Origin of the sequence: Sphingopyxis sp. H053, assembly GCF_001468225.1 — a bacterium.
Classification (GTDB): Bacteria; Pseudomonadota; Alphaproteobacteria; order Sphingomonadales; family Sphingomonadaceae; genus Sphingopyxis.
In genome coordinates this window covers 200,466-225,451 of record NZ_LNRU01000004.1, presented here as the reverse complement: position 1 = coordinate 225,451, position 24,986 = coordinate 200,466, and the positions used below count along the sequence as shown (strand labels likewise).

Sequence of the window (24,986 nt, the reverse complement as noted above, 5' to 3'; positions counted from 1 at the left end):
ACGAAGCCTATGGGGCTGCGGTCCCCGCCGCGGGCTGCTCGTCGTCCACCTTTTGGCGCTTCGGAAGCACCCAGCCGGGACGGACGAAGTGGCAGGTGTAGCCGCCCGGCCGCTTCTCGAGATAATCCTGATGGTCCGGCTCGGCCTCCCAGAAGTCGCCGACTGGCACGACCTCGGTCACCACCTTGCCGTCCCACAGCCCGGAGGCATCCACATCGGCGATCGTATCCTCGGCGACGCGCTTCTGCTCGTCGTCGACATAATAGATGCCCGACCGATAGGAGAGCCCGATATCACCGCCTTGGCGATTCTTGGTCGTCGGATCGTGGATCTGGAAGAAATATTCCAGGATATTGCGGAAGGTCGTCACTGCCGGGTCGAAGATGATCTCGATCCCTTCGGCATGCGTGCCGTGATTGCGATAAGTGGCGTCCGGAACATCGCCGCCGGTGTAGCCGACACGGGTCGATACGATGCCGGGCTGCTTGCGGATCAGATCCTGCATGCCCCAGAAACATCCGCCGGCGAGAATAGCGCGCTGGTGCATGTCAGGCCTCCTCTACCTGATCGAGATATTCGCCATATCCTTCGCTCTCCATCTCGTCGCGCGGAATGAAGCGAAGCGACGCGGAATTGATGCAGTAGCGCAAACCTCCGCGATCGGAGGGACCGTCCGGGAATACATGACCGAGATGACTGTCGGCGTGCACCGATCTGACTTCCGTCCGCACCATACCGTGCGCGCTGTCGCTCAGCTCGTTCACATTTGCTGCAACGATCGGCTTGGTGAAGCTGGGCCAGCCAGACCCCGAATCGAATTTGTCGGTCGAGGCGAACAAGGGCTCTCCCGACACGATATCGACGTAGATACCTGGTTCTTTGTTGTCATCATACTCCCCCGTGAAGGGGCGCTCGGTGCCCGACTCCTGGGTGACGTAGCGTTGCTCGGCGGTGAGGCGATCAACAGCTTCCTGCGACTTTTCGAACTTCATGATAGTCTCCGATATTGATCTGAGAGGGCGAAAATCCGCCGCTTATCGTGTCAGTCACTGCGCCGACTATCGCAGTGCGGCTAGGATTTATCCAATAGGCTGTGCCTATAGTTTCCATAGCACCGACGCTCTCGCGACGGGGTTTAGTGCCACGCATATCCAGCTGCCAGTTGCGCGATCTTCCGTATCTCGACGGGCGCCGTGGAGCCAGATACCGTCGCGATCACGACTTCGCGCTCCAGGGCAAATCCCTCGATCGGCCGCGTAACAAGACCGGGCGCCGTGGCCGATCGTTCCGGAAGAATACATATGGCGGTGCCATCGGCGACGAAGTGTTGCACCCAGTCCTCGCGGTCCGATCGAAAGCGGGGCTGCATGAGCAGGTCGTGCCGCGCGAAGTGATCGAGGATCTGATCGCGAAACTCGCACTTCAGGCGATCGACGAAAGGAAAGTCGAGCAGGTCTTCGCCGCGCACGACTTCGCTGGCGGCCAAGGGGTGGGTTGAAGAACAGCCGAGCACGAAGCGCTCCCTGAACAGCGGATGCACATCGAGCTTGCGTTCGGGCTTTGTCTCGCGCGGCATGATGCACGCGTGATATTTTCCGGAAAGAATGTCCGAGGTGTCTTCGTTCGGCTGAAGCGAGTGCAGCTTGATTTCGATGGATGGCGCCTCCGCCAGTGCGCTCTCGAAAAACGCGGCAAAAACCTGTGGGCCAACGGAGGGCGCGACAGCGACATCGAGCACACGGCGCATCCCCATCGCCCAGTTCGCGGAGTGGTTTCGAACGCTCCGCATCGCCACCAAAATGCGCCGAAATTCTGTCTCGACGTCCCTGCCAAGCCCGGTCAGCCGACTGTTTTTCCCGTCGCGATGGATCAGCGGGCCTCCAAGTTCCTCTTCAAGACGGCGGATCGCACGTGTCAGACTCGGCTGCGACACACCGCTCAGTCGAGCTGCAGCTGTGAAATTCAGCGTCTCGGCCAAATGGATAAAATAGCTGACTTGATTGAGTTCCATAGCCATCGGACCCGCGCGCTTGAATGATGTCTCTTCACTTGAGACCGCTTCCGGAAATGAAGCTCGATAAGTATGCGCGACGCATATAATCACTATAAGAGAACTTGTCTATATGCGCGGCGCATATAAAATTCGCACTGAATTCACGATCGGCCACGGCGCCCTCAAACGGTTCTGAGCTCGTGATATGCGTCTCGATTCGCGGTGAGAAAGTCGGTCAGCTTGGTCGGGCTTTGTCCCGTAACCTGCTCGACCTCTCTCGTGGTCCGGTCCTCTGACCCCTGTGAGATCGCGTCGTCCATGCGCGCAAGCGTGTCAGCGTAATCCGCGGGAAGGCCAAAGCCAGCGTAGCGACGTGCAAGCTCCTCCACAGATAGCCGGCAATGGCGAATGGGACGCTGGGCTACGGCGGTGATCCGATCCGCCACCTCGTCATATGAGAGAGATTCAGGTCCGGTCAGGACTCTTTCGCCCGACACGAAAGCTGGATCCACCATGGCTTCGACCGCGACCGCCGCTATGTCGGCTGCGTCGATGAACGGGATACGTCCATCCTGCGTCGCCGAGTAAATGCAACCCTCGGCGACGATTGAGGGGAGATGCTGGGTAACGAAGTTCTGCATGAACCAGCTCGGGCGCAGGACCACCCAGCGAGGCGCGTTGGCGTGGAGCCACGCACGGACTTCGCCCATCATCGGCCCGCCCTCATCAACAGACGACGCGCTCAGGAGCACTAGCTGGGCCACGCCCTGCTCCACCGCCTGCTCGAGCAGCGGGCGCATGACGGAAAGGTGATCCGTTCGGTCAGTCGGAGCGACAAGGTAGATCGCGTCCACGCCATTGAGCGCGGCACGGTAGGAGGCAATATCGCCCCACTCGAAGCGAACCTGCTCTGGCGTAGCAGCCTTGCGGGTTGCGACGCGGGCTTCAACGCCGCGCGCCACGAGACGGTGCGCGACCAGTGCGCCCGTTTTGCCCGTGCCCCCAGTCACCAAGACCCGATCAACCATGGTCTGACGCTCCGCCGGCAATCGCATCGACCACCGCGCTGCCGCGAAGCGCGCGCACCACCACCAGCGGGTTCCAGTAATCGCGATAATGCACGATGCGCCCGGCATCCGTCTGGATCACCGATATGTGGCGCTGGTCATAGGACTCGCCGGTTGTGACGCCGCGCCCGAACCCTTCGACCTCCACGATGGTCACATCGGGGTCGGTCGTAGCGTGGACGGTTGGCTCACTCATGCGGTCGAAGGCAATCATGTCAGCAAGGCCTTCGAGGTGCTGCGCGATAGCAGCTTTGCCATCCAGCCGGGTCGCGAGGCCGGGCGGCGCATAAGGAAATTCCATCACCCCATCGTCCGCCAACATGTCGAGAAAGGTGGCAGCCTCCGGTGCGAGACGATCACCCAATGCTTTTCGCAGCATTGCCGAAAAGCTTTGCACATTGTCTGTCATGAACTAATCCCAATCCGTTGGAACGGTTGCGTTCCGCTGAGATATATAGGAAGGCATGGATGGAACACCAGCGTTCCGACGGAAATCCGAAGACGGCCCGCGTTCCAAGCGGGGCAGCGGTTATGCGCGCCGAGGTGACGACGGCGCTGACGCGCAGCTTCTTCGAAGAATGGGCAAGGACCGGCTATGCAGGGCTTAGCCTCGAACGCGTGGCGCGAACTGCAGGCGTTGGAAAGGCCGCGCTGTACCGGCGCTGGCCCGATAAGGAGTCAATGGCCAGCGATCTGTTGTCGCATGTCGGGTTGACGATGACCGACGTGGAGCAACATGGTTCGCTGGAGGCCGATCTGTACGCCGTGCTGGTCGCCATCCGCCGCGTTCTTAGGCATCCCAAGGTGCGGCGAATACTCACCGACCTGCATGTTGAGATCGAGCGGACGCCGGCACTGGGAACGGCGATACGGCCTTTACAACGCGCACGACGCGAGCGGATCAACGGCCTCATTGATCGGGCGATCAAACGTCGAGAGTTGTCGCCCATGGTGGACCGTGAAATGGCGGCCGACCTCATTGCTGCCCCGTTATATTGGCGGATGGCGGTACTGGGCGGGCGATGCGATAGCGCCTACATCGAACGGCTTGCGCGCATCACAGGCGCTGCGCTTCGCGCAGACACGGTGTAGCATATTAGCGACAGGGACGCGGCGTTCTCCTTCGGGGCGCTTATGCGTCGCCGTCCTTCGCGCGGTCGACCCCTCGTTCACGCAATTCCGCATCGATGGGGCAATTGGGGCATCCCTCGTAGCAGCACAGGCGGCAGATACGATAGGAATGCTCCAGATCTTCCAGGCGATCGCGCAGCACGCGTTCAGCGATGTCGCACAGGATTTTCAGTTCGTTAGGCTTCAGGATCGATAGTCCTTCGGCAATCACCTCATCGCGTGCGGCAAGGACCTCGTCGCTAGCGATCTTCCCGGCCGGCGTGAGATAGAGGGCCCGCGTGCGCCCATCTGACGAATGCTCCCTGCGCTCGATCAACCCCTCGGTCGCCAATCGATCCACGAGGCGAACGGTTCCTGCATGCGAAAGGCCTACTCCGACCGCAAGCATGCGGATCGAGAGCCCGGGCTGGTGCGCGAGCAGCGCCAGCGCTGACGCGGCGGGGCCGGCTTCGGGCGCCCGCGATGAACTAGCGCGAACGATGTCGTCGCTGATCATAAGTGCGAACGCCCCAAATATATTGCGGTCTCTAGGTCCATCCATCGCCGCGTCTATATGTGCGCGGGGCATAGACAGCAAGTCATAGCCTGGCCCCCTTTCATCCGCGTGTCGGACGAGCAAATCTCGGATTTAAAAGGGTTTTGATTCTACCGGGTGATAGAGCGCGCTAAAAATATCATGCAAATCGTGTCAAGGAGGCGGGCTGGATTGATACCTTGGGGCTATGGGGCGCCACTCTCCGATCGAATTGCCCGAGGTCGCGGCTCAGAATTGCAGTGTGTCAGCATCGGCATCGGCGCCGCGCAGGGGAAGGTCTGCAAGCCTCAAGCTTGTCAGCGGTGTCGGACCTCGACCATGTCACCGCGCGCGATCATGATTGTATCGATTTCATCGAGAAACAGGCCATGTTCCACGACGCCCGGGATTGCTGCGACCACTGCGGCAATTTCACTCGGCCGCGCTATTATATCCAGGGATGCATCCAGAATGTGATTGCCCTGGTCCGTGAGGAAGGGCGTCGCACCGGCTGCGCGAAGAGTGACACGGGCTCCGAGTTTGGTTAGGCGTTTACGGACGAACTCGGTGGCAAATGGGACCACCTCCACCGGCAGGGGGAATTTGCCGAGCTGCGCGACGCGCTTGCTGGAATCAACGATGATGATCACGCGCGTGGAGGCGGCCGCGATGACCTTCTCGCGAAGCAGGGCGCCGCCGCCGCCCTTGATGGCTTGGAAACGATCATCGATTTCATCGGCGCCGTCGATCGTCAAGTCGACAGCGCTAAGTTGCTGAAAAGGAATAAGCGGCACCGCGAGACGGCGAGCCAGGGCTTCGGTCGCTTGGGATGTGGCAACCGCGGTGATGCGAAGGCCGTGGCTGATGCGCTCGCTGAGGTTTTTCACGGCACAAGCGGCGGTGCCTCCGGTCCCTAACCCCACAAGCATGCCATCGCGAACCTCGTCGACTGCTTTCACCGCAGCGAGCGCTTTCTCAGCGTCGAAGTTGGTCATCGATCGAGACCCTCCTTCCCGGCCGAGCCGCCAGTCTCATTACCTGCGGGATGCAGTCGCGCGAACAAGGTTTGGCCCTTCCAACTCGGTAGGCCGTTACCACTTCCGCCGTCACTTGTCGTGTTGACGTTCATGAGGTGCAGAGATAGGTCTATGCGCGGCGCATATATCTGTGTGACGTGCCGTGCCTTCGCTCTCACCGTCTGATGTTCGGCGCCCAGTTCAATCGCGCCGTGCCGACGCTGCGCGCAAATGCAGGGCTGGTTCCGCGAAACAAAGGAAGACGCGAATGACTATAAGGGTCGCTATCAACGGCTTTGGACGTATCGGACGCCTTACCTTGCGTTCGATCATCGAACTCCGCCGCGAGGACATTGAGGTCGTGGCGATCAACGACCTCGGCCCCGTCGCTACGCTGGCGCATCTTCTGCGATATGACTCGGTCCATGGTCCGTATCGGGGATCCATTGAAAACGGCGACGACTGGATCGATGTCGGGTCCGGGAAGATCATGGTGTCATCGGAGCGCGATCCGGCGGACCTTTCGCACTCGAGCCTCGACGTCGATGTTGCGCTCGAATGTACGGGATTTTTCACCTCGAAAGAAAAGGCGAGTGCCCACCTTCAAGCAGGCGCGAAGCGCGTTCTCGTTTCTGCGCCCTGCGAGGGAGCCGACAAGACGATCGTTTTCAAGGTCAATCATGATACATTGACCGCAGAGGATGTCGTGGTTTCCAATGGTTCCTGCACGACAAATGTGCTGGCGCCGGTCGCCAAGGTGCTGAACGATCTCTTCGGGATCGAGCGCGGCTATATGACCACGGTCCACGCCTACACAGGCGATCAGCCGACCCTGGATGCCGTCCACAACGATCTGTATCGGGCACGCGCCGCCGCGCTTTCGATGATTCCGACCTCGACCGGTGCTGCGAAGGCAATCGGGCTCGTTCTGCCCGAATTGCGAGGCAAGCTGCATGGATCGTCGATCCGCGTCCCGACCCCGAACGTGTCTGTCATCGACTTGGCCGTATCGGCTGCGAGGGAGGTTACGATCGAAGAGGTGAACGACGCCATTCAGCACGCCGCGGACGGCGCAATGAGCGGCGTCCTGGCCGTGACCGCCGAACCTTTGGTGTCCGTCGATCTGACGCACCGCACCGAATCGTCCATCGTTGCCTTGCCTCAGACAGACGTCATCGATGGCAGGATGGTTCGTGTCCTCGCCTGGTATGACAATGAATGGAGCTTCGCCACGCGCATGGCGGACACCGCGCTGGCGATGGCAAAGCTGATCTAACGAGAGCCGTGTTGGCGGGACCAGCCACAATCTCTTTCATCGTCAAGGCGCACCGCCATCGTATTCACCGGACGGCGCGCCATCATCTCGCTCAGTCCGTGCGGCCGACCTCATAGAGGAACCAGGCTCGGCGTTCGGCTTCGTCGGTCCAGGTGTCGATGAGACCGGACGTTCCATTATCCTTGGCGGCGTCCGCGATGTCCTTGGCACGCCGCAGCGATTCCACCATGCTGAGATTGTCCGCGCGCAATTCGGCAAGCATGTCCTGCGGCTTGACGAAGTCGGCATCATTATCCTTGATCGTCTGGTGGCGAGCCACATCGCCGATCGAGCGGATCGTGGTGTTCCCCGTTTTTCGCGCGCGCTCGGCGATGGCATCCGTCACCGCGAGAATTTCGGCCGCCTGTTCATCGAGCAACAAATGATAATCCCGGAAATAGGGCCCTGAGACGTGCCAGTGGAAATTCTTCGTTTTCAGATACACCGCGTAGCTGTCGGCGAGGATGATCTTCAGCGCGTCGGCGACCGTCATCGCCGCTCGTTCGTCCAGATCCGACGGCGAGGCGGGCGCAGTGGCAGTTGCAATCGTCATTCTTATCACTCCTTCAATGATAGCGCGCGATGAGGATGTCCGGGACGCCCATCAGAAATTTCGATGTCGAAAGCGCTCGCCGCGACCCGCCTGCGCTTGCACGCGGCGTCCCCTCGGTCCGATAAGTCGAAGCCGCAGAATGAAGTTCGCGCGGCGCGAAGTCCAATAGAGCGAGACTATAGTTTCCATAGCCGAGACAGCGACGGCGCCAGCGGTTGGAACCACGAACTTGCGCCATCGGACCGATCGGGCGAGGACGCGGTCCCAATGGGCGTTCAGCCGCAACACGAGCGCCAGCCTCATGGCTCTATGACGCGTTGGTCGATCGTCGTCGCTGTTTGCTGAATTCCCGGTCGCTGGCGATAAAACGGCCTATCATCGCGGGAATTATCCGCTCGGGCGGAAGCGGCGCTGCAAGGCCTGTCAGCTTCGCATGAACCGATGCATATTGCGCAAGCTCGCGGATGAGGTCTCCGGGCAGTTCGAGCGTCAGCTTGACCGGCTTTTCCTCGACGATCGGGCCCAGCCTGAGCCTGGTCATCGCTCGCTCCCGTGCAAAGGTTCGAGGATCAGATCGCGGGTGACGATCACGCGAAGCGCGAACCCTGGCCGGATCGTTATCGTCGGCGGGATGCGAAGCTGCCGCTCGACGACCTGCCGTCCCGTCTCATTGATGCTGTCCTGCGTTCCGGCGCGTGCGGCCTGCACAAGGCGATCCTCATTGCTGGCGCTTAACTCGGCGCCGACGCCCAGCAGCGTCGAGACGAGCGCGGCTTTCAGCATAGATCCCCAATGATAGTCAGTCCGGTCGGCAAGACCCGCCATGCCGGTGGTATCGGCGCCCGGGAGGCGGTCGAGCGCGATCGAGCGCCCGCCGGGAAGGATCAGCCGATCCCATGCGAGCAGCACGCGGCGCTGCCCTGCGGCCACTTCGCTGTCATATTCGCCGATGAGACGCGCCCCCTGCGGAATGAGCAGGATTCGTCCTGTGGGGCTGTCATAGATATTTTGGGTCACCTGCGCGGTGATCTGGCCCGGAAGGTCAGACCGGATGCCGGTGATCAGGGCGGCCGGGATGACGGCTCCAGCCTGCACTACATAGGGCGACGACGGTTCGATCAGCCGCGACGCGCTTTCAGGAGAACGGGGATTGCCCTGGCCAAGAAAGCGCTGTTGCCGGTCGGCGGGCCCCGAAGACGCCTGCGCCGCAGGAGCGGTCGGTACGGTGCCAAGATCGAGAGCCGGCGCGCCTGGGGAGACGGCTGGCGCACCGCCCAGAAAGAGACGGCTCGCGCGCGCCGATTCAATCTCTTGTGCGGTGCGAATCCGCGCTTGCTCCGCCGCCGTTACCAGCGGATCGGGCGGAGGCGGCGCGCCCATTGGCGGTACGGGGACGGCCGCGCCATTCTCGCGCGCGGCGAGGATCGGTCGCCCAAGATCGCCCGGGAGCGGATCGCCGAGTTTCGGGATTTTGCCATAATCGCCCGGCGCGCCGGTCACGAGCTCGGACTTGTTCGAGCGATCGCTATCGTAAAGATTCTCGACGACCTTCGGCTTACTCGGTTGCAGCGCGTACAAAAGCGCACCGCTGATCGCGATCCCCGATACGCCCCCGGTGATGGCAAGCGCCTTGCGCGAGAGCCGCATCACGCGGGGCGGCTCGGCGCCAAGCCGAAAGGGTTCGGCGTCGGGGGACGGCGCAGGCGCAGGCTCTGCCGCAATCGCCTCCTCGCGTTCCAGCCCGCTCACGAGCGCCCCCGCTCGATGACGACCTTGCGCGCCTTGCGGCCGGCGCCCATGCGAAGCTCGCCGCGGTCGAACAGGCGATCGACGATCATGAAGCGGCCATGGACGCGGTAATTCAGCAGCTCTGCCGCCCCCTTCTCATCCGCCGCAAACAGCGGCGGCATGTCGCCGGTCGCAATACCGTCGCCAAATTCGATGAAGATCTGCCGCCCGTTGTCAAAAACACGGACCGGGCGCCAGTCGGGCTTGTCGCCCGAAAGCCTGTAGCGAAAATTGAGCGCAGCGAGATCGAGCCCCGCCGCCACGGGAGCGACGCGTTCGCGCTCGGCCGCGGCGGCGCGGAGCGCGATCAGTTCAGCTTCCGGATAGGACCAGGATACCGAGGCCATATAGGTGGCGGGCGTTGCACGCAGCTCGAGGTGATAGGTTCGGCGGCTCGTGTTGATGACGATATTCGTCATGATGTCGGCCCGGGTTGGCTTCACCAAAATATGAATCCGCCGGCTCGCTCCGCTGCCGCTCACCGTATCGCCGATAATCCAGCGGACGGTGTCGCCGGCAGCGACCGGTCCCGGCCCGACAAGTTCCTCGCCTTCCTGCAGCACGATATCGGTCACCTGCCCCGGCGAGGCATAGACCTGGAACAGGGCGCCTTCCGCCCAGGCATATTTCTGGATCGCATTGAGGAAGGTCGCACGATCAGGCTGCACGCGAGCGGCGTCATTGGCGCGCCCGACATTCTGCCTGGGATCGCGGCCGTCGGCCGCGATCGAGGGCGGTATAATGCCGAGCGATGCGCCGCCGGCAAGCAGCAAAATGCGGGAAATGGCGATCATTGGCTGAGCTCCTTCGACCATGAGATGGCGGCAACAAATATCCCGAGCGGATTGCGGCGCAGCGCATCGGGCGTGCGCGGCGGCACATGGGTGACGGTGAGAATGGCGGACCAGCGCGATGTCTCGATGAGGCTGCCATCCTGATAGCGCCGCTCGGTCCAGGCGATGCGGAAGCTGTCCTTCGAGGCGCGGATCACGCTCGAGACATCGACCGCGACCTGGAACTTGCCAACTTCGGCAAAGGGGTCGTTGTTCCGGGCATGATCGTTCAGCGCCTGCGCCCCCGCCGCGGTCGTAAAGTCATAGGCGGACAGCCAGCCCTTGCGCAGCACGACCGGATCGGCAGGGATCGAGCGGACATGCTCGACGAAGCGTGCGAGGTGAAACGCCGTCTGGGGATCGGTCGGCTGATAATCCTCGTCGGCCGGCGCGACGGCGCGCGCTTCGCCGAGCTTGTCGACCTCGACCACCCACGGCGTGATCGTGCCGCGCGCCGAGTGCCAGATGAGGCCGCCGGCCAGACCGCCCGAGAGGAGGAGAGAGCCGAAGAAGGCGAGCCGCCAGTTCCTGGCTTGGACGCGCGCCGAGCCGATACGGTCGTCCCAGACCTGCGCGGCGCGCTGGTAGGGCGTGACCGGCTCGGGCGCGCGGCCATAATGGTTGAAAGGTCGCTTGAACATGTTCGGTCAATCCTTCTGGCTGATGTCGGGCGCGGAGCCGCCGCCATGGCTGTCGCCGCTCTTCAAGGTTTGAGCCCCGATGGTCGCGCCCTGCGTCACCATCTGGCGGCGCCGCATCGCGGCAGCCCAGGCCGGCGGCGCGTCGGCAGGTTTGGCAGGCGCCGCGCTATCCGCAGGCCCAGCGCGCCCCGCCTCGAAACTGGCCCGGACCTTCGCCGCCGCTCTGCTGAGCGGCGATCCGGCGCCGCGCGCGGCGGTGCGCGCCACATTGGCCAGGCCCGAACCGACCGCCCCCGCCCCGCTCTTTCCGGCCGCTCCGGCGGCATAGGCAGCCGATGCGCTCCCCGCGCCGCGGGCGCCGGCAGCGGCGGCGCCGCGCGCCGCGGTTACGGCCGCGCCGCCTGCGAGCGCGGTGCCCGCAGCGCCGGCAGCAAGGGTGGCACCCGCGGCGACCGCGGTCCCGGCGGCTGCTCCGGCTCCAAGCTGCGGACCGCCCGCGACGATGCCATTGGCGATGCTGGGTCCGAAAATCCCGAGGCCGAGCAAGGTGAGCGCGCCGAGCGCGATCGCCATCACCTGCTCGATGTCAGGCTCCGGCCCGAGGCCAGCCTGCATGAAGCGATCGAAGAGCGTCGTTCCGATACCGGTGATGACAGCGAGGACGAGCACCTTGATGCCTGAGGAGACGATATGCCCGAGGACCCTCTCGGCCATGAAAGCGGTTCGCCCGAAAAAGGCGAAGGGAATGAGAACGAAGCCGGCCAGCGTGACCAGCTTGAACTCCAAAATCGTCACAAAGACCTGAACAGCAAGGATGAAGAAAGCGAGCACGACGATCACCCACGCGATCAGCAGGATCATGATCTGGACGAAGTTTGTGAAGAGCCCGACAGGGCCGACGAGATCGGCGGAGGCGTCCAGCAAGGGCTCGGCCGCATCGAGCCCGGTCGCCGCGACGACGCCCGGGCGCATGAAGTCGCCGATCGCCATCGCTCCGCCGCTCGCCTTGAGGCCGAGGCCCGCGAAGCTTTCGAGCATGATTGTAGCCAGGCTCTGGAAGTTACCGATGATGAAGGCGAAGACGCCGATGTAGAGCGTCTTCTTGACGAGCCGCTGGAGGACATCCTCGTCGGCCCCCCATGCCCAGAAGAGCGATGCGATCGTCACATCGATCACGATCAGCGTCGAAGAGAGGAAGCCGACCTCGCCGCCGAGCAGGCCAAACCCGCTGTCGATATAGGTCGAGAAAACCGACAGGAACTGGTCGATGACGCCGGTATCGTTCATCTCTCATCCTTCTCTTGGCCGAAGAAATGGCGGCGCTTCGCTTCCCATGCGGCCTCGCATTCGCTGTCGGCGGCGGTGACGCTGCGGCAGCGACGAAGCGTGCCGAAAGGGACAGAGTGTGCGTCCGCTCCGGAGATCGGAGGAGGAGCGGACGCACGGGTCGCGGGCGGATCGAGCGCGGCCATGAGAGCGAGCGTGAGCGCCATGCCGCCGATGATCGCCCCGACCGCGAGCTTGCCCGCCCGGCCCATCTCAATTGCCTTTGCGGAAGCGGCGGAAGCGTTCGCGCCCTTCAGCCTCGGCGGCGGCGTCCCGCGCGGCACCGAGCATTTCGGCGCGTCCCTGCGCCGCGAGCGCAGCGGCAAGATCACCGAGCTGTTGCGACTGGAGCGCGAGCAGTTGGTTGCCCGCCTGCGCCGCCTGCAGCGCGCCGGTCGCCGACTGGCTCGCGGTGACCAAGGTGCCGATCGATTGGCGGGTCGCGCCCATGTTGGTGACGACGCCGGCCTGCACTTTCATTGCGTCCTGGAAGGCGCCGACGCTGTCGTTCCAGCGCGCCTCGGCATTCGCCACCATCGCCGCCTGCGGACCCGAAAGGGCCGCGCCCTTGTAGCGGGAATCGAATATCTTCTGGATGTCGCCGACATCAAAGGCGACGCGCTGCGCCTCGCCCAGCAGTTCGCGTGTGCGATCGACCTGCCCCTGCAGCTCCTGCAGCGTCGAGACCGGCAGGCTGGTGAGGTTACGAGCCTCGTTGACGAGCGAGGTCGACTGGTTCTGCAACTGCTTGATCTGATTGTTGATCTGCTCGAGCGTGCGCGCGGCGGTGAGGATATTCTGGGCGTAGTTGCGCGGATCGTGGACGATTCCGCCGATCTGGGCGGTGGCCGGCGCGACGACCGAGCCGGCGGGCAACAGGGTAAGGCCCAGCAGGCCGACCAAAACGGCATGGCGATAAAAAGACGTCTTCATCAAATTCACTCCTTCAGGGGGCGGCGATTTCGAGGTTCCCGAGCAGATCGGCGGCCCATATGAGGCCGCGGTGGCGAAGCCAGGCCGCGGCAAACTGCTGCTGGCCATGGGCTGCCATCAGTTCGCCGATGCGGATCTGATCGGATTTCGAGGAGGCCGCCGCAAAGGCGAGCGCGATCTCGCCAAGCCCGAGGTCGAACAGCCGGTTGCCGCGCCGCGACTGGCAATAATAGTCTCGCTTGGGGGTCGCCCGGCTCAATATCTCGATCTGCCGGTCATTGAGCCCGAAGCGTTCATAGACTCGCGCGATCTGCGGCTCGGCCGCCCGCTCGTTCGGGAGGAAGATACGCGTCGGGCAGCTTTCGATGATCGCGGGCGCGATGCTCGACCCTTCGATGTCGGCAAGGCTCTGGGTCGCGAAGATCACGCTCGCATTCTTCTTGCGCAGCGTCTTCAGCCATTCGCGCAGCTGCGCGGCGAAGGCGGGACTGTCGAGAACGAGCCAGCCCTCGTCAATGATGATCAGCGTCGGCGAGCCGTCGAGACGCCCTTCGATCCGGTGGAAGAGATAGGAAAGGACGCTCGCCGCCGAGGAGGCGCCGACCAGGCCTTCGGTTTCGAGCGCCTGCACGCACGCGAACCCGAGATGCTCGGCCTCCGCATCGAGCAACCGGCCCCAGGGGCCGCCGACAAGATAGGGCGAAAGCGCGAGCTTCAATTCCTGCGACTGGAGCAGGACCGCGAGACCCGTCAGCGTTCGCTCGCCGACCGGCGCGGTCGCGAGCGAGGTCAGCGCCGACCATATATGCTCCTTCGCAGCCGGATCGAACGCGACACCTTCGCCTGCAAGCAGCGCCGCAATCCACTCGGCCGCCCAAGCGCGCTCGGCCGCCTCGTCGATCCGGGCGAGCGGCTGCAAGGCGACCGAGCCATGGCTGCCGGCATCATGGAGTGCACCGCCAAGATCCTGCCAGTCGCCGCCCATCGCGAGCGCGGCCGCGCGGATCGACCCGCCATAGTCGAAGGCGAAGATCTGGCTGCCGTCATAGCGGCGGAACTGCATCGCCATCAGCGCGAGCAGAACCGACTTGCCGGCGCCGGTCGGGCCGACGACAAGACAGTGGCCGACGTCGCCGACATGCAGCGAGAAACGGAACGGGGTCGAGCCTTCGGTCTTGCCGTACAGCAAGGGGGCGTCACCGAAATGCTCGTCCCGTTCCGCCCCCGCCCACACCGCCGAGAGGGGGATCAGGTGGGCGAGATTGAGGGTGGAGACCGGGGGCTGGCGGACATTGGCATAGACATGTCCGGGCAGGCTGCCGAACCAGGCATCGAGCGCGTTTACGCCTTCGACCGTGCAGCTGAAGTCGCGGCTCTGGATGATCTTCTCGACCAGCCGGAGCTTTTCGGCCGCTATCGCCGGGTCCCGGTCCCAGACGGTGACCGTCGCCGTGACATAGGCAATGCCCGCCTCGTCGGCGCCGAGCTCCTGCAACGCCATGTCGGCGTCCGCCGCCTTGTTCGAGGCATCGCTGTCCATCAGGACCGAGGCCTCGTTGGTCATCACCTCCTTGAGGATCGCTGCGACCGACTTGCGCTTGGCGAACCATTGCCGCCGGATCCTGGTCAGCAGCTTCGTCGCATCGGTCTTGTCGAGCATGATCGCGCGCGACGACCAGCGATAGCCGAAAGCCTGGCGGTTGAGCTCGTCGAGCAGCCCCGGGAAGGTGACGCTCGGGAAGCCGGTGATGGTCAGGGTACGCAGATGATGGTCGCCGAGCCGGGGCTCGAGACCGCCGACGAGCGCCTCGTCGGCGAGCAGCGCGTCGAGATAGGCCGGTGTCTCGGGCACCCGGACGCGCTGGACCTTGGTCGATATGCAGCTGTGCAGATAGGTCAGCGTCTCGCCGTCGCCGAGCCATTCAGCCTCGGGCATGAAGCCCTCGACGAGATGGAGCACGCGGCCGGTGCGATCGATGAAGCCGTTCAGCAGTTCCTGCGCGTCGACGCCGGTCCTCGATCGGCCTTCATAGAGCCAGGCCTCGGCGCGCGCGGCTTCTTCCGCCGGCGGCATCCACAAGAGAGTCAGATAATAGAAGCTTTCGAAATGCGCGCCTTCCTCGCGAAATTGTTCGCGGCGTTCAACATCGACCAGCTCGGACACCACATCGGGGAAATCCGACACGGGATAGGACATCGCAGGCACGCGCTGCGCCTCGACGAACACGGCCCATCCCGATCCCAGGCGGCGCAGCGTGCTATTGAGCCGCGCGGTGACCGCGACCAGTTCGGCGGGCGTCGCGCTGTCGAGATCAGGGCCCCGAAAGCGCGCCGTGCGCTGGAAGGCGCCGTCCTTGTTCAGCACCACGCCCTCCGCCACCAGGCAGACCCAAGGGAGAAAATCGGCGAGGCGAGCGGATTTCGTACGATATTCAGCAAAGTTCATCATGGGCGCATCCAGACAGGATATTTGAGGTGACGTTTGGCGACGTCGACGAACTGCGGGTCGCGGCGCGCCGCCCAGACCGAGAGGGCGTGGCCCACCGCCCAGATCGCGAGACCGACGAGCCACAAGCGCAGCCCCAGTCCCACCGCGCCCGCGAGCGTGCCGTTGACGATCGCGAGCGAGCGCGGGGCACCGCCGAGCAGGATCGGCTCGGCCAGTGCCCGGTGAACCGGAACGAAAAAGCCCGGAACTTCCCCCTCCCGGTCCATCAGACGAGCGCTCCGCCGCCGAAGGAGAAGAAGGAGAGGAAGAAGCTCGAGGCGGCGAACGCGATCGACAGGCCGAACACGATCTGGACCAGCCTCCGGAAGCCGCCTGAAGTATCGCCGAACGCCAGGCTGAGGCCGGTCACGATGATGATGATCACCGCGACGATCTTGGCAACCGGCCCTTCAATGCTCTCGAGGATCGACTGAAGCGGCGCCTCCCAGGGCATCGAAGAGCCGCCGGCATGGGCGGGCACCGACAGAATGAAGGCGAATGCGAAGGCAGCCGCGCTCCACATCGCGCGAATGGGACGGGCAAATTTCATGACAGGTCTCCTGTGGGAACAGAGGGAATGAGGCGATATTCGCCGGTCGCCGGGTCGAGCCCGTCCACGCGCGTCAGTTCGGACAGGCGGCGGCCGGTGCCGTCGCGGACGAGCACGGCGACGAGATCGATCGTCTCGGCGAGCAAAGCCCGCGGCACGGTGACCACAGCCTCCTGGATCAGCTGCTCCATGCGGCGGAGCGCGCCGAGCGCACTTCCCGCGTGGATCGTCCCGACGCCGCCCGGATGGCCGGTGCCCCAGGCCTTGAGCAGATCGAGCGCCTCGGCGCCGCGCACTTCGCCGATCGGGATGCGGTCGGGGCGAAGGCGAAGCGACGAGCGGACGAGATCGGAGAGCGAAGCGACCCCGTCCTTGGTGCGCATCGCCACGAGATTGGGCGCGGCGCATTGTAGTTCGCGGGTGTCTTCGATGAGGACGATGCGGTCGCTGCTCCCGGCAATCTCGGCGAGCAGCGCATTGGTTAGTGTCGTCTTGCCGGTGCCGGTCCCGCCCGCGACAAGAATATTGAGGCGGTCGCGCACCGCGGCGCGGAGCAAGACGGCCTCGCCGGCGCGCATGATGCCGGCCGCGACATAGTCTTCGAGCGAGAAGACCGCGATCGCGGGCTTGCGGATGGCGAAGGTCGGCGCCGTCACCACCGGGGGCAGCAGGCCTTCGAAGCGCTCGCCGCCCTCCGGCAGTTCGGCCGAGACGCGGGGCGCTGCGGCATGCACTTCGACGCCGACATGGTGGGCGACGAGCCGGATGATCCGTTCGCCGTCCGCAGGAGCGAGCATCTGACCGCTGTCTTCGATGCCCTGTCCCAGCCGGTCGACCCACAGACGTCCGTCGGGATTGAGCATGATTTCGATGATCCGGGGATCGGCGAGCCATTCGGCAATCGCATCGCCGAGCGCCGTGCGCAGCATGCGCGCGCTGCGATGACGTGCCTCCAGCCGGTTCGGTTCTGTGCCCATCGGGAACCCCGTTTTCAGGGCCGGGCGGACGTGCCCGGCTCGACGGGGACGAGTAAGAGACGCAGAAAAGCCGGCAGTTCAACAAGCTTTTCGTGCCGTCGTACAATGGGATAGAAAGACAGGGAGCGGCGTAGGCGCCGTGCAGGTAACATGGGCAAAGCAAACGCGAAGTGGAGCGGGAAGCTTGTGCTGCGCGCGATTTTGACAACAGTGTATCTATGACTGATTCGGGGTCGCACCCATCTGACGAGGCGGCGCGCTGGGCGCGCCTGACCGACAAGCAGCGCGCTTGTCTCGATTTGCTGCTCGAGCGGCAAACATCGAAGCAGATCGCGCGGCGTCTCGACATTTCCAAGCAGGCCGTCGATCTCAGGCTGACCGCGGCGCGCGATATCCTGGGAGCCTCGGGCCGCGACGAGACCGCTATCATTTACGCGCGCCTCAAACAGACCTATGATCGGATACTATGTGATCCGATCATACTTCCCCAGCCGCCCCGGCTGGTGCCATCCAACTTTCCAGACGGGCGTTCGGCCGACGACCCGGGACTGCTGGCCAGCCTCGGGACTGACGCCGAACGATCGGGCAGCAGCCCGCCGTTCGGAATTAGCTGGAGGCGCGATTACAAAGCAACAAAGAGGATGGCGATTGTGGCAGCGATATTCCTGTTCCTGCTTCTCATCATCCTTGCAGGTCTCGCCATCGGGCAGACGCTGACGCGGCTGCTCTCCAGCTAATCCCTTCACCCTTCGTGTTCATTGAACCGAGACGCATCGCGTCTTCGGAAAGGAGAAGTTATGACCCAGCCGATCAACCTGAATGCAGCGCGACTCCAGAAGGCGGTGCCCGCCGCTGAAGCCCAGATCGACGACGCTTTGATCGCCGTGTCGTCGCTGATGGCGACCGTGGTCACGGCGCGCCGTGATACGATTGGCGTCCCTGCTGCCAGAGGTCATGCGACGATCCAGCGGCTGGCCAAGGCGCAAGTGGCCCTTGTCGGCGTCAGTGGCGACATATTGCGGGTTCATGGGGAGCTTGCCGAAATCGGCCGCGAGACGGCGGGGCTCGATCTCCATGAGTGCCCGGAGATTGCGCCCAATTCTGCGGCACTTGCCGCTGCTCTTTGACGAGATTGACCAGGAGCCATCGGCATGGTCTGTGATCACGATGCTGCGGATCGCTTTCTTCGTGACAATCCTGCTGGTGGCCCTTGCCTATGCGATGCGCAAAGGCGGGGGACCCGAACGGGCGATGGCGGGCGTGCTTCTCGCCATGCTTCTGACAGACCAAGCGCTGCACCTGTTCGTTCCAGTGCAATATCTCGCAGTGGACACCGGGCACCTGCTGATCGATCTCGCCGCGGCGGCAGCGACGCTGGCCATCGCGCTGATGGCGCATCGCTTCTGGCCAATGATCGCGGCGGCGCTGCAATTCCTGCCCCTCATCGCGCATTCGACACGCGCGATCGAGATGGACCTGCACTCGGCAGCCTATCTGACGATGCAGGTTGCCGGCTCCTGGCCTCTGGCGCCGCTCCTCGTCGTGGCAACCTGGCGGCATCAACGACGGCTAAAACGGAACGGCAGCGATCCGTCCTGGGTGCCTTTATCTCGGCGATCGACCCCGACGGCAGCGAAGCGATAGCGTCCGCGCTGCTGGCCGAGTTTCGCAGTCTCGGCAATATCTGGTCGCAGCCGCCCGAAGCGCTTGCCCGGGTTCTCGGGGCAAATTCGAACTCGGCGCTCCTGTTGATCCGAGCGCATAATATGTTCCTCGAAGCGATGCGGGGTGAACTGGAAGCGGGGGCGATCGATCCGCTGGACCCCAACCTGCGCCGCTATCTCATTGCATCGATGGGATCGCTCAAGGATGAGAGACTTCGGATCCTTTTCCTCGACGCACGCCATCGGCTGATCGCCGACGAATGCCTCCAAGATGGAACGCTGGCCCACTTGGCCGTTTACCCGCGCACGATCTTCCGCCGCGCGCTGGAGCTCAACGCCGCGGGCATCATCCTCATCCACAATCATCCGAGCGGCGATCCGACCCCGAGCAAGGAGGACGAGCAAGCGACGCAGCACATCGACGCGGTTGCGCGTTCGCTCGACATCAATCTCGTCGACCATATTGTCGTCGGTGCATGCCACACCCGCCACATTACCAGCCGCGACCAGATCGCCCGCCAGCGATCGCGAACAGCCCGCGTTACGCTCAAGTCGCCGAGGCAGGAGACAGATGGGGGTAACGGCGCCGCGCTGGAGAACGCGCGAGCGACGCTTCGCCGCCGACTGCTGCGCCGCCAGCTCATCGGGGCGGAGGAATTATTTGGCGAACCCGCTTGGGAGATGCTTATCGACCTCTTCATTCATGAGGGAGAGGGCAAGCCGTTGTCGACCAGCGACCTTTGCGTAACCTCGACTATTCCGATGAGCAGCGCCCTCCGCCTCGTCCAGAAGCTGTGCGACGCGCGCCTCGTCGACCGGACGCCCGATCTGATGGATGCCCGGCGCAGCTTCGTGCGGCTACGGCCGGACACCGCGCATCGCCTGCGCGCCTATTTCAGTGCTAGTGAAGATTAGCTCTTAAGAAACCTTGGAAGCACCCTTTACTACTCGGTATCATTCTGTCCCTCGGCGGCACTGGAGCGCGAACGTGCTCAAGTAGGAGCAATAAATCATTGCAAAACCACGCCTCATCCTGTCCCTTCGCCAGAAGAAATAGTCGCTGAGCGATTTGGGGGACGATCATAGTCGCATCATTAGCCTTTATTCCTCGAGATGATCACGGGGCTCAGCGATGAGTGACGCTGAAAGCAGTGCAGAGCCCGCGTTCGAATGGCCTTCGATTGCCGACGCGCCTCCAGCGGAGCAAGGCGGCCCCGTCGCTCGCCAAGGGTTTAATTACCAAGATGAAATTGCCGTCGGTTTCCTGATCGCTATGATTGAGGATAATCGGTTGCTGCGCGTCCACTGCGAGACGCATGATGATATCGTGCTCATTTGGACGGCGCCCGACTCCGAAGAAGCCGAGTATGTCCAAGTGAAGGGTGACGCCCACAACCAGCTCTGGTCGATCACTACTCTCTTTGGAGCGAAGTCAAAGGCCAACGCGGACCAGAACAGCGACTTATCTGCTGGGAATGAGGCGACAGTCAAAATCAACCCTTCGATCTTCGAAAAATCGCTAGCGCGCGATGGGCACAAGGAGAGAGGGCGGTTCCGCCTGGTGACCCTCAGACCAGTTTCGGATGCGCTGGAAGCGCTCACCTACCCCTGCGGATCAGCGGGCCGGGCGATGGTCCAAGGCAAGATTTCGGCCATCAAAGCGGAAGTCGACGACCGTTGCCCGGGGGCGACATCGCCAAAGGGGAATGACGCGCAATATTGGCTCGACAATTGCTACTGGGAGGTAGCGAATGATCTTACGTCGGCCCGGCATGAAAATATGCTCCGTCTCTTCAAACTTTCCAGCATCGCTGAAGTTATTCTCCTTCCCGAGAAAATCGAGGTTCTGCTCGATGAGCTCCGCGCGCTGGCGAAGGCTGCGGGAGACGCGAAATGGATTCCTGACAGGACCAAGAAGATAGTCGTGCAGGCACAAATCCGGCAATGGTGGGCCCAGCGGCTCTCCGAGGCTTCGGCCGCAATCACCGGCTCTGCGGCAGAAGTATTGGCGATCAAGATGAAAGAGGCATCCTTGCCGTCCGAGTTGGTCGATCTCGCGATAGAGCTGCGTCGAGACTACGCCGCAAATGTTCGGACGACGCGCTACATGGAACCGGATCGCATCCAGCAGTTACAGGAACGCGTCAAATCCGAGGCGATGTCGCTTCGTGCCAAGCAGGTCGGCGGCGACCTTCCTTTGAACGGAAAGCAGTTTCATCACCAATGTATCGAGCGAATGGATCAAATCAACGCAGAGATACCGAACGATGACGTCTCCGCTTTTTTGAAGGGTTGCCTTTACGACATCACTGATCGCTGCCTTCTCCGGTTCGAGCCACCAGCATGAAATCCATCGACAGTCTCGGTATGCAACCTGCAAGCCTTCCGCTCGCAGCCGACAACATCCTTGAATTTCATGCAGCGCGGCTGCTGCTTCTTATGGAGATTTGTGGAACGGCCGGGAGAATCGACGGATTGACTAAAATGGCGAAACTCGACTTTTTCACTCGCTATCCCGACTTTTTTGCAGTTGCTCGCGCCAGCCTGCCAGCGAGTTCGGAACCAGCCGCCGCTCCGAACTTGAAAGCGGTTCAACCCCCGGCAGGCGCCGTTGAGGCCTCGATGGTGCGTCACCATTATGGCCCATGGGACAAGCGCTACTATCATGTCCTAGCGCATCTTGAGGCTCGAGAACTCATTACTGTTAGCAAAGAAGGCAGATCATACCGCCTTGCACTGACGTCGCTTGGGAAGTCGAAGGCAAAGCTCCTTGCGGCGAAACCATCGTTTGAGCCTTTAGTTGCACGCCTTCGTGAAGTGAAATCCGTGTTTGGACGGAAGTCCGGTACATATCTCAAGGACCTCATTTACCGCCTATTCGACGAGGAGGTTGGACGGCGGGAAATGGGTGGAGTCATTCACACATGAGCCAGCCCCTCCTATCGATCGCAAGACTCGAGCGGCGCCAGGTTGATGGGCGCTTAGAGGTTCTCACTTTCGATGCCGGCGTGACCCTTCTGCTCGGACCTCCGAACACCGGCAAGACCAAATGGCTGCAAACGCTCGATTTCCTCCTCGGCGATGCGGGCGACAACCCCTACGGCGAGGCAGACGAGACGAGCCTCGCAGACAAATATGAGAGTGCCGCGGTCGACATCATTGTTGGAGAGGAGCGATTTCGCGTCGAGCGGCGATGGCGCGAGCCTGGTGCGAAAACAAAGATTTTTGTCGATGACAAAGGCCTCAATCCCAAGGAGTTTCAGCAGTGGTTGCTTGAAAAACTGGAGATACCACTCCTCCATTATCCTCGGGGCAATCCGCTTTCCGGCCAGACGTGGCCGGAACTCAGCTTTCGCACACTTCTACGCCACATCTACCGGCAACAGCGCTTCTGGGGCAGCCTCGTTGACCAACAGACCGATGCTGAATTCCACGCAAGCCTATTGCAATTTCTGGGCTTGGCCGAACATGTTTACACCGACGAACTTGGCGAACTGGTAACGCTGAAGCTCGATGCCGAGCGGCTTCGGGCAAGACGCGACCAATATGGCCTCACGCTGGGTGAACTCGCCCGCGATCTTGTGAGCAGCGAGGACCTGACAGTCGATGCAAATGATGCAACGGTGGCGGCAGCGAAGGCGAGCCTGCAGGTCCACGTCGACGAGCTTCGCGCGCACCGCATCGATCTTCTCAACCGCGCTCAGGAACAAGCTCTCACTTCCGAGCAGCAAAGTCGGGTGGCGGTATTGGGAGAGGAAAGATCGCGTCTTGCCGTTGGAGTAGAGGAACTCGCCCGAAAAAAGGCTTCACTTGCTGAACGGGCGCAGGATATCGGGACGTATCACGCGGATTTGTCAGAAGAAATCGAGCGGCTCACGCGAGCCGAGGACGCCGGTTCGGTTTTTGCCGATTTGAAGATCACCCATTGTCCGGCGTGCGACCAGAGTGTCGCTCACCTTTCGCAATCCCGCAACGATTGCTTTCTGTGTCATCAACACTTGCCCTCGACACCGAATATAGCCGGACTCGGAGCGGTACGCTTGCGCTTCGAGAAAGAACGTATTGAAGGGGAGCGGCGCGAGGCGGTCGAGCTCTCCGCCGCGATCGCTCTCGATCTCGAGGCAACTGACCGCGAAATTGCCTCTCGCAACGGTCGGATTCGCGAAATCGAGAACATGCTGATACCTGCGCGCGCCGCCGTAGGTGCGCTGGCACAGTCAGCGATTAGCGATATCGATGTGGCGCTCGGGCAAGCCAGCGAACGCGAACGTCAGCTCGACCGCGTGGCGGCGGCACTTCAACTCGAAACCAACCTTACCGAGCAGATCGCTGCGCTCGAAAAGCGGATTGTGCCGCTTCAGGAAAGCGTCGATCGATCTGGGCAGACCGTTGATTTTGATGCGGCGTCGAGCGCGCTCGAAGACGGAATGAATGCCTACCTCGATGCGTTAAACAGGCTGCAGCCGAAAACATGGCGTCACAATCCTGTTCGGGTGGATCTAACCCGTCGAAGCGCCAGTTTCCGTGTCGGAAGCAAGCGTTGGTCAAGTGCCCTTGGCGGAACAGACTCACTTTATTACCTAATGGCGTATCATTACGGGCTTTTGACGCTTTCCGCGAAGTCGGGATGTCATTACCCTGGTCTCGCAATCATCGACCTTCCCGGTGAGTTTCTTGGTGAGGCGGTCGAAGACAAGGAAAACTTCATTGTTCAGCCCTTCGTCGACCTACTCGCGCAAAGCGAATATGCAGGCGCCCAGCTGATCATCACTGGCGCATCCTTCACGGGCCTTGGAGGCGTTCACGTCGAACAATTACGCCACGTCTACGTTGCGTGATGGCTTTTGGGTTTGCCACAAACCTTGCACGGCGTGCGCATATGTCCCGGCCGGCGGAAATTCCCGAACCATCTTAGCGTCCTAAAAGCCACTAGCCTGCCCGCAGTTGCCAATCATAGCGGAGTTCGCCGAATACCGAAGTAGAGACCACCTCGGGGAAGAGAATACCGTAAATTTTGCGCTTATTGTCCCAGCCTGGCTGCGATTCCCCCATAATAAAACCGAGGGTGTTGCGGTTGGAAGGCGTGAGATGATCCAGGATTTCGATGATGAAGGCATGCATCGCGAGATAATCATCGACCACGCCTTGGGGATTATATTGGTCGATCAGGCGCAGCCAAAGCTGGCGGATCCGGTCGCCGCCCGTGTTGTAGAGTGGGCGCTTCCCATGAAAATACACGACTTCCAGTGCGTCGCGGACAGGATCCACGTTACCGTGAAGAAGGTCATTCCTCCGGTTCACCACGGACCAGTATCGACCGAAGGCAGGGTTGTTCTGTTCGATCGGCCGTGCAAACCCGCGGCAATTGTCCGCCAAGCGTTCGAGTTTCCGATTGAGAGGGAGCCGGACAAAGGCCGTGAAGGCCGCTTGGTCGCGCTTGATCTCCGGCCGGATGAAACCCGCGACGAGCAAGCCGATAAAGGATTCGAACATCACGGGTATCAGGACCGCAAGTTCGGTCGGGGCCGTGGTGATTGCGGCCATCAGCTTCCCGTGGGATTTCTTGTTCTTTTCCCGCGCCAGATTCTGGGTGGCGAGATTGTCCGCAACGATCTTCTTTTCGATCTTCGGCAGGGCGTCACATATCGTCTCATAGAGCTCGGCGCAGCGGTTCGCGATGGCGAGATACTGGTTCGGGAAGATGTTCCATTTTTCGAGTGAGGACGCGAACCGCCCCTTCTCCTGGCTGACACGGCCGAAATCGGCTCGCATGTTTGCGATGAAAGTGAGGCAATCGGCATCGGAGAATCTGCCTTCGAACCAGACACGCACTTCTTCGGTCGCACCGATGAACTGCAGGATCGCGTCGCCAGCCTTGAGATAATAATCCCAGTGGAAAAGATTGTCGGAATCGTCTCGCGCCAGGAAAGTCTGGAGACCGTTCGGCGCACCAAATCTCGCGTGGAGATAGGTATAGGCATCAAAGGGCGAAATCGTCTTCTGAAGCACAAGGACAGGCCTGTTGCCGCCCTTGCGACTACCGCGCTTCTTCGCGCCCTTTTTCGATCCTAGCTCAGCCAGATAGGCGCTCATTTCTTCTTTGGTGAACGCGCGCCAAGTGGTCGGATCAAGATAGGACATGAGTCAAACTGGCAGAAATCGTGGCAACTGGAAATGGCAGGCTGGCCATTGCGCGT

29 protein-coding genes are annotated in these 24,986 nt (G+C 62.2%); 9 read left to right on the top strand and 20 right to left on the bottom strand.

Going from position 1 to position 24,986, the window contains the following annotated elements:
• Nucleotides 1-7: 7 nt before the first annotated feature.
• The 5 genes from msrA to ATE70_RS09165 all read right to left on the bottom strand — a co-directional run bounded on the left by msrA (nucleotide 8) and on the right by ATE70_RS09165 (nucleotide 3,469).
• Nucleotides 8-547 (bottom strand): peptide-methionine (S)-S-oxide reductase MsrA, encoded by a 540-nt coding sequence (gene msrA, locus ATE70_RS09185; protein ID WP_058537629.1) that lies wholly within the window; start codon nucleotides 545-547, stop codon nucleotides 8-10.
• 1 nt (nucleotide 548) lies between these two features.
• Nucleotides 549-992 carry a peptide-methionine (R)-S-oxide reductase MsrB gene (msrB, locus tag ATE70_RS09180; protein WP_058537628.1) on the bottom strand — a complete coding sequence of 148 codons (444 nt, stop codon included), beginning with the start codon at nucleotides 990-992 and terminating at the stop codon, nucleotides 549-551.
• Nucleotides 993-1,135: 143 nt separating this feature from the next.
• Nucleotides 1,136-2,011 (bottom strand): LysR family transcriptional regulator, encoded by an 876-nt coding sequence (locus tag ATE70_RS09175; protein WP_058537627.1) that lies wholly within the window; start codon nucleotides 2,009-2,011, stop codon nucleotides 1,136-1,138.
• 164 nt (nucleotides 2,012-2,175) lie between these two features.
• On the bottom strand, nucleotides 2,176-3,021 hold the full coding sequence (locus ATE70_RS09170) for an NmrA family NAD(P)-binding protein (RefSeq protein WP_058537626.1): 846 nt from the start codon (nucleotides 3,019-3,021) through the stop codon (nucleotides 2,176-2,178).
• Nucleotides 3,014-3,469, bottom strand: a complete 456-nt coding sequence (locus tag ATE70_RS09165) for a nuclear transport factor 2 family protein (RefSeq protein WP_231732584.1) — start codon at nucleotides 3,467-3,469, stop codon at nucleotides 3,014-3,016. The genes ATE70_RS09170 and ATE70_RS09165 overlap by 8 nt, the downstream gene beginning before the upstream one ends.
• A gap of 59 nt (nucleotides 3,470-3,528) precedes the next feature.
• Here ATE70_RS09165 and ATE70_RS09160 point away from each other — a divergent pair, with 59 nt between their 5' ends.
• Nucleotides 3,529-4,152, top strand: a complete 624-nt coding sequence (locus tag ATE70_RS09160) for a TetR/AcrR family transcriptional regulator (protein ID WP_058537625.1) — start codon at nucleotides 3,529-3,531, stop codon at nucleotides 4,150-4,152.
• Nucleotides 4,153-4,192: 40 nt separating this feature from the next.
• On the opposite strand, the gene ATE70_RS09155 is transcribed toward ATE70_RS09160, so the two are convergent.
• Together ATE70_RS09155 and rpiA are read right to left on the bottom strand one after the other, a co-directional pair.
• Nucleotides 4,193-4,687 carry a MarR family winged helix-turn-helix transcriptional regulator gene (locus ATE70_RS09155; RefSeq protein WP_231732583.1) on the bottom strand — a complete coding sequence of 165 codons (495 nt, stop codon included), beginning with the start codon at nucleotides 4,685-4,687 and terminating at the stop codon, nucleotides 4,193-4,195.
• Between the two features lie 335 nt (nucleotides 4,688-5,022).
• Entirely contained in the window at nucleotides 5,023-5,700 is a 678-nt protein-coding gene (gene rpiA / locus ATE70_RS09150) for a ribose-5-phosphate isomerase RpiA (protein WP_058537623.1), read from the bottom strand.
• A gap of 289 nt (nucleotides 5,701-5,989) precedes the next feature.
• On the opposite strand from rpiA, the gene gap reads away from it, so the two are divergent.
• Nucleotides 5,990-6,997, top strand: a complete 1,008-nt coding sequence (gap, locus tag ATE70_RS09145) for a type I glyceraldehyde-3-phosphate dehydrogenase (protein ID WP_058537622.1) — start codon at nucleotides 5,990-5,992, stop codon at nucleotides 6,995-6,997.
• 91 nt (nucleotides 6,998-7,088) lie between these two features.
• Here gap and ATE70_RS09140 read toward each other — a convergent pair whose 3' ends face one another.
• From ATE70_RS09140 to trbB, 12 genes are all read right to left on the bottom strand, one after another.
• A complete protein-coding gene (locus ATE70_RS09140; protein WP_058537621.1) occupies nucleotides 7,089-7,589 on the bottom strand; it encodes a Dps family protein in 501 nt (166 codons plus the stop codon).
• Nucleotides 7,590-7,896: 307 nt separating this feature from the next.
• Entirely contained in the window at nucleotides 7,897-8,130 is a 234-nt protein-coding gene (locus tag ATE70_RS09135) for a DUF2274 domain-containing protein (RefSeq protein ID WP_058537620.1), read from the bottom strand.
• A complete protein-coding gene (locus ATE70_RS09130) occupies nucleotides 8,127-9,338 on the bottom strand; it encodes a TrbI/VirB10 family protein (RefSeq protein WP_443028785.1) in 1,212 nt (403 codons plus the stop codon). Before ATE70_RS09130 ends, ATE70_RS09135 begins: the two co-directional genes overlap by 4 nt.
• Nucleotides 9,335-10,171 (bottom strand): P-type conjugative transfer protein TrbG, encoded by an 837-nt coding sequence (gene trbG / locus ATE70_RS09125; protein ID WP_082639519.1) that lies wholly within the window; start codon nucleotides 10,169-10,171, stop codon nucleotides 9,335-9,337. The genes ATE70_RS09130 and trbG overlap by 4 nt, the downstream gene beginning before the upstream one ends.
• Nucleotides 10,168-10,851 (bottom strand): conjugal transfer protein TrbF, encoded by a 684-nt coding sequence (gene trbF / locus ATE70_RS09120; RefSeq protein WP_058537619.1) that lies wholly within the window; start codon nucleotides 10,849-10,851, stop codon nucleotides 10,168-10,170. Before trbF ends, trbG begins: the two co-directional genes overlap by 4 nt.
• A 6-nt stretch (nucleotides 10,852-10,857) precedes the next feature.
• Entirely contained in the window at nucleotides 10,858-12,138 is a 1,281-nt protein-coding gene (trbL, locus tag ATE70_RS09115) for a P-type conjugative transfer protein TrbL (RefSeq protein WP_058537618.1), read from the bottom strand.
• Nucleotides 12,135-12,389: a putative entry exclusion protein TrbK-alt gene (gene trbK-alt / locus ATE70_RS09110; RefSeq protein ID WP_058537617.1), complete on the bottom strand. Its 255-nt coding sequence runs from the start codon at nucleotides 12,387-12,389 to the stop codon at nucleotides 12,135-12,137. Before trbK-alt ends, trbL begins: the two co-directional genes overlap by 4 nt.
• 1 nt (nucleotide 12,390) lies before the next feature.
• Entirely contained in the window at nucleotides 12,391-13,110 is a 720-nt protein-coding gene (gene trbJ / locus ATE70_RS09105; RefSeq protein WP_082639546.1) for a P-type conjugative transfer protein TrbJ, read from the bottom strand.
• 13 nt (nucleotides 13,111-13,123) lie between these two features.
• Nucleotides 13,124-15,559, bottom strand: coding sequence for a conjugal transfer protein TrbE (gene trbE / locus ATE70_RS09100; protein ID WP_058537616.1), 2,436 nt, complete (start codon nucleotides 15,557-15,559; stop codon nucleotides 13,124-13,126).
• Nucleotides 15,556-15,825, bottom strand: a complete 270-nt coding sequence (locus ATE70_RS09095) for a VirB3 family type IV secretion system protein (RefSeq protein WP_058537615.1) — start codon at nucleotides 15,823-15,825, stop codon at nucleotides 15,556-15,558. The genes trbE and ATE70_RS09095 overlap by 4 nt, the downstream gene beginning before the upstream one ends.
• Nucleotides 15,825-16,121 (bottom strand): TrbC/VirB2 family protein, encoded by a 297-nt coding sequence (locus tag ATE70_RS09090; RefSeq protein ID WP_231732603.1) that lies wholly within the window; start codon nucleotides 16,119-16,121, stop codon nucleotides 15,825-15,827. The genes ATE70_RS09095 and ATE70_RS09090 overlap by 1 nt, the downstream gene beginning before the upstream one ends.
• Nucleotides 16,122-16,144: 23 nt before the next feature.
• Nucleotides 16,145-17,125 (bottom strand): P-type conjugative transfer ATPase TrbB, encoded by a 981-nt coding sequence (trbB, locus tag ATE70_RS09085; protein WP_058537613.1) that lies wholly within the window; start codon nucleotides 17,123-17,125, stop codon nucleotides 16,145-16,147.
• A 218-nt stretch (nucleotides 17,126-17,343) separates the two neighbouring features.
• Between trbB and ATE70_RS09080 the strand changes: the two genes are divergently transcribed.
• The 7 genes from ATE70_RS09080 to ATE70_RS09055 all read left to right on the top strand — a co-directional run bounded on the left by ATE70_RS09080 (nucleotide 17,344) and on the right by ATE70_RS09055 (nucleotide 23,627).
• The gene (locus ATE70_RS09080) at nucleotides 17,344-17,862 is read left to right on the top strand and encodes a LuxR C-terminal-related transcriptional regulator (RefSeq protein WP_082639517.1); all 519 of its coding nucleotides are present in this window, start codon (nucleotides 17,344-17,346) and stop codon (nucleotides 17,860-17,862) included.
• A gap of 60 nt (nucleotides 17,863-17,922) precedes the next feature.
• Complete coding sequence (locus ATE70_RS09075) at nucleotides 17,923-18,252, top strand: hypothetical protein (protein WP_058537611.1); 330 nt, start codon at nucleotides 17,923-17,925, stop codon at nucleotides 18,250-18,252.
• A 40-nt stretch (nucleotides 18,253-18,292) separates the two neighbouring features.
• On the top strand, nucleotides 18,293-18,769 hold the full coding sequence (locus tag ATE70_RS24770; protein WP_197411423.1) for a hypothetical protein: 477 nt from the start codon (nucleotides 18,293-18,295) through the stop codon (nucleotides 18,767-18,769).
• A 122-nt stretch (nucleotides 18,770-18,891) separates the two neighbouring features.
• Complete coding sequence (locus tag ATE70_RS25155; RefSeq protein ID WP_197411422.1) at nucleotides 18,892-19,704, top strand: JAB domain-containing protein; 813 nt, start codon at nucleotides 18,892-18,894, stop codon at nucleotides 19,702-19,704.
• A gap of 217 nt (nucleotides 19,705-19,921) precedes the next feature.
• Nucleotides 19,922-21,136, top strand: a complete 1,215-nt coding sequence (locus ATE70_RS09060) for a dsDNA nuclease domain-containing protein (protein WP_058537609.1) — start codon at nucleotides 19,922-19,924, stop codon at nucleotides 21,134-21,136.
• On the top strand, nucleotides 21,133-21,717 hold the full coding sequence (locus tag ATE70_RS24755) for a hypothetical protein (RefSeq protein WP_156419599.1): 585 nt from the start codon (nucleotides 21,133-21,135) through the stop codon (nucleotides 21,715-21,717). Before ATE70_RS09060 ends, ATE70_RS24755 begins: the two co-directional genes overlap by 4 nt.
• Nucleotides 21,714-23,627, top strand: coding sequence for a hypothetical protein (locus ATE70_RS09055; RefSeq protein ID WP_058537608.1), 1,914 nt, complete (start codon nucleotides 21,714-21,716; stop codon nucleotides 23,625-23,627). The genes ATE70_RS24755 and ATE70_RS09055 overlap by 4 nt, the downstream gene beginning before the upstream one ends.
• A 91-nt stretch (nucleotides 23,628-23,718) precedes the next feature.
• Here the strand turns inward: ATE70_RS09055 and ATE70_RS09050 are convergent, their stop codons facing one another.
• A complete protein-coding gene (locus ATE70_RS09050; RefSeq protein WP_058537607.1) occupies nucleotides 23,719-24,930 on the bottom strand; it encodes a hypothetical protein in 1,212 nt (403 codons plus the stop codon).
• Between the last annotated feature and the right edge of the window lie 56 nt (nucleotides 24,931-24,986).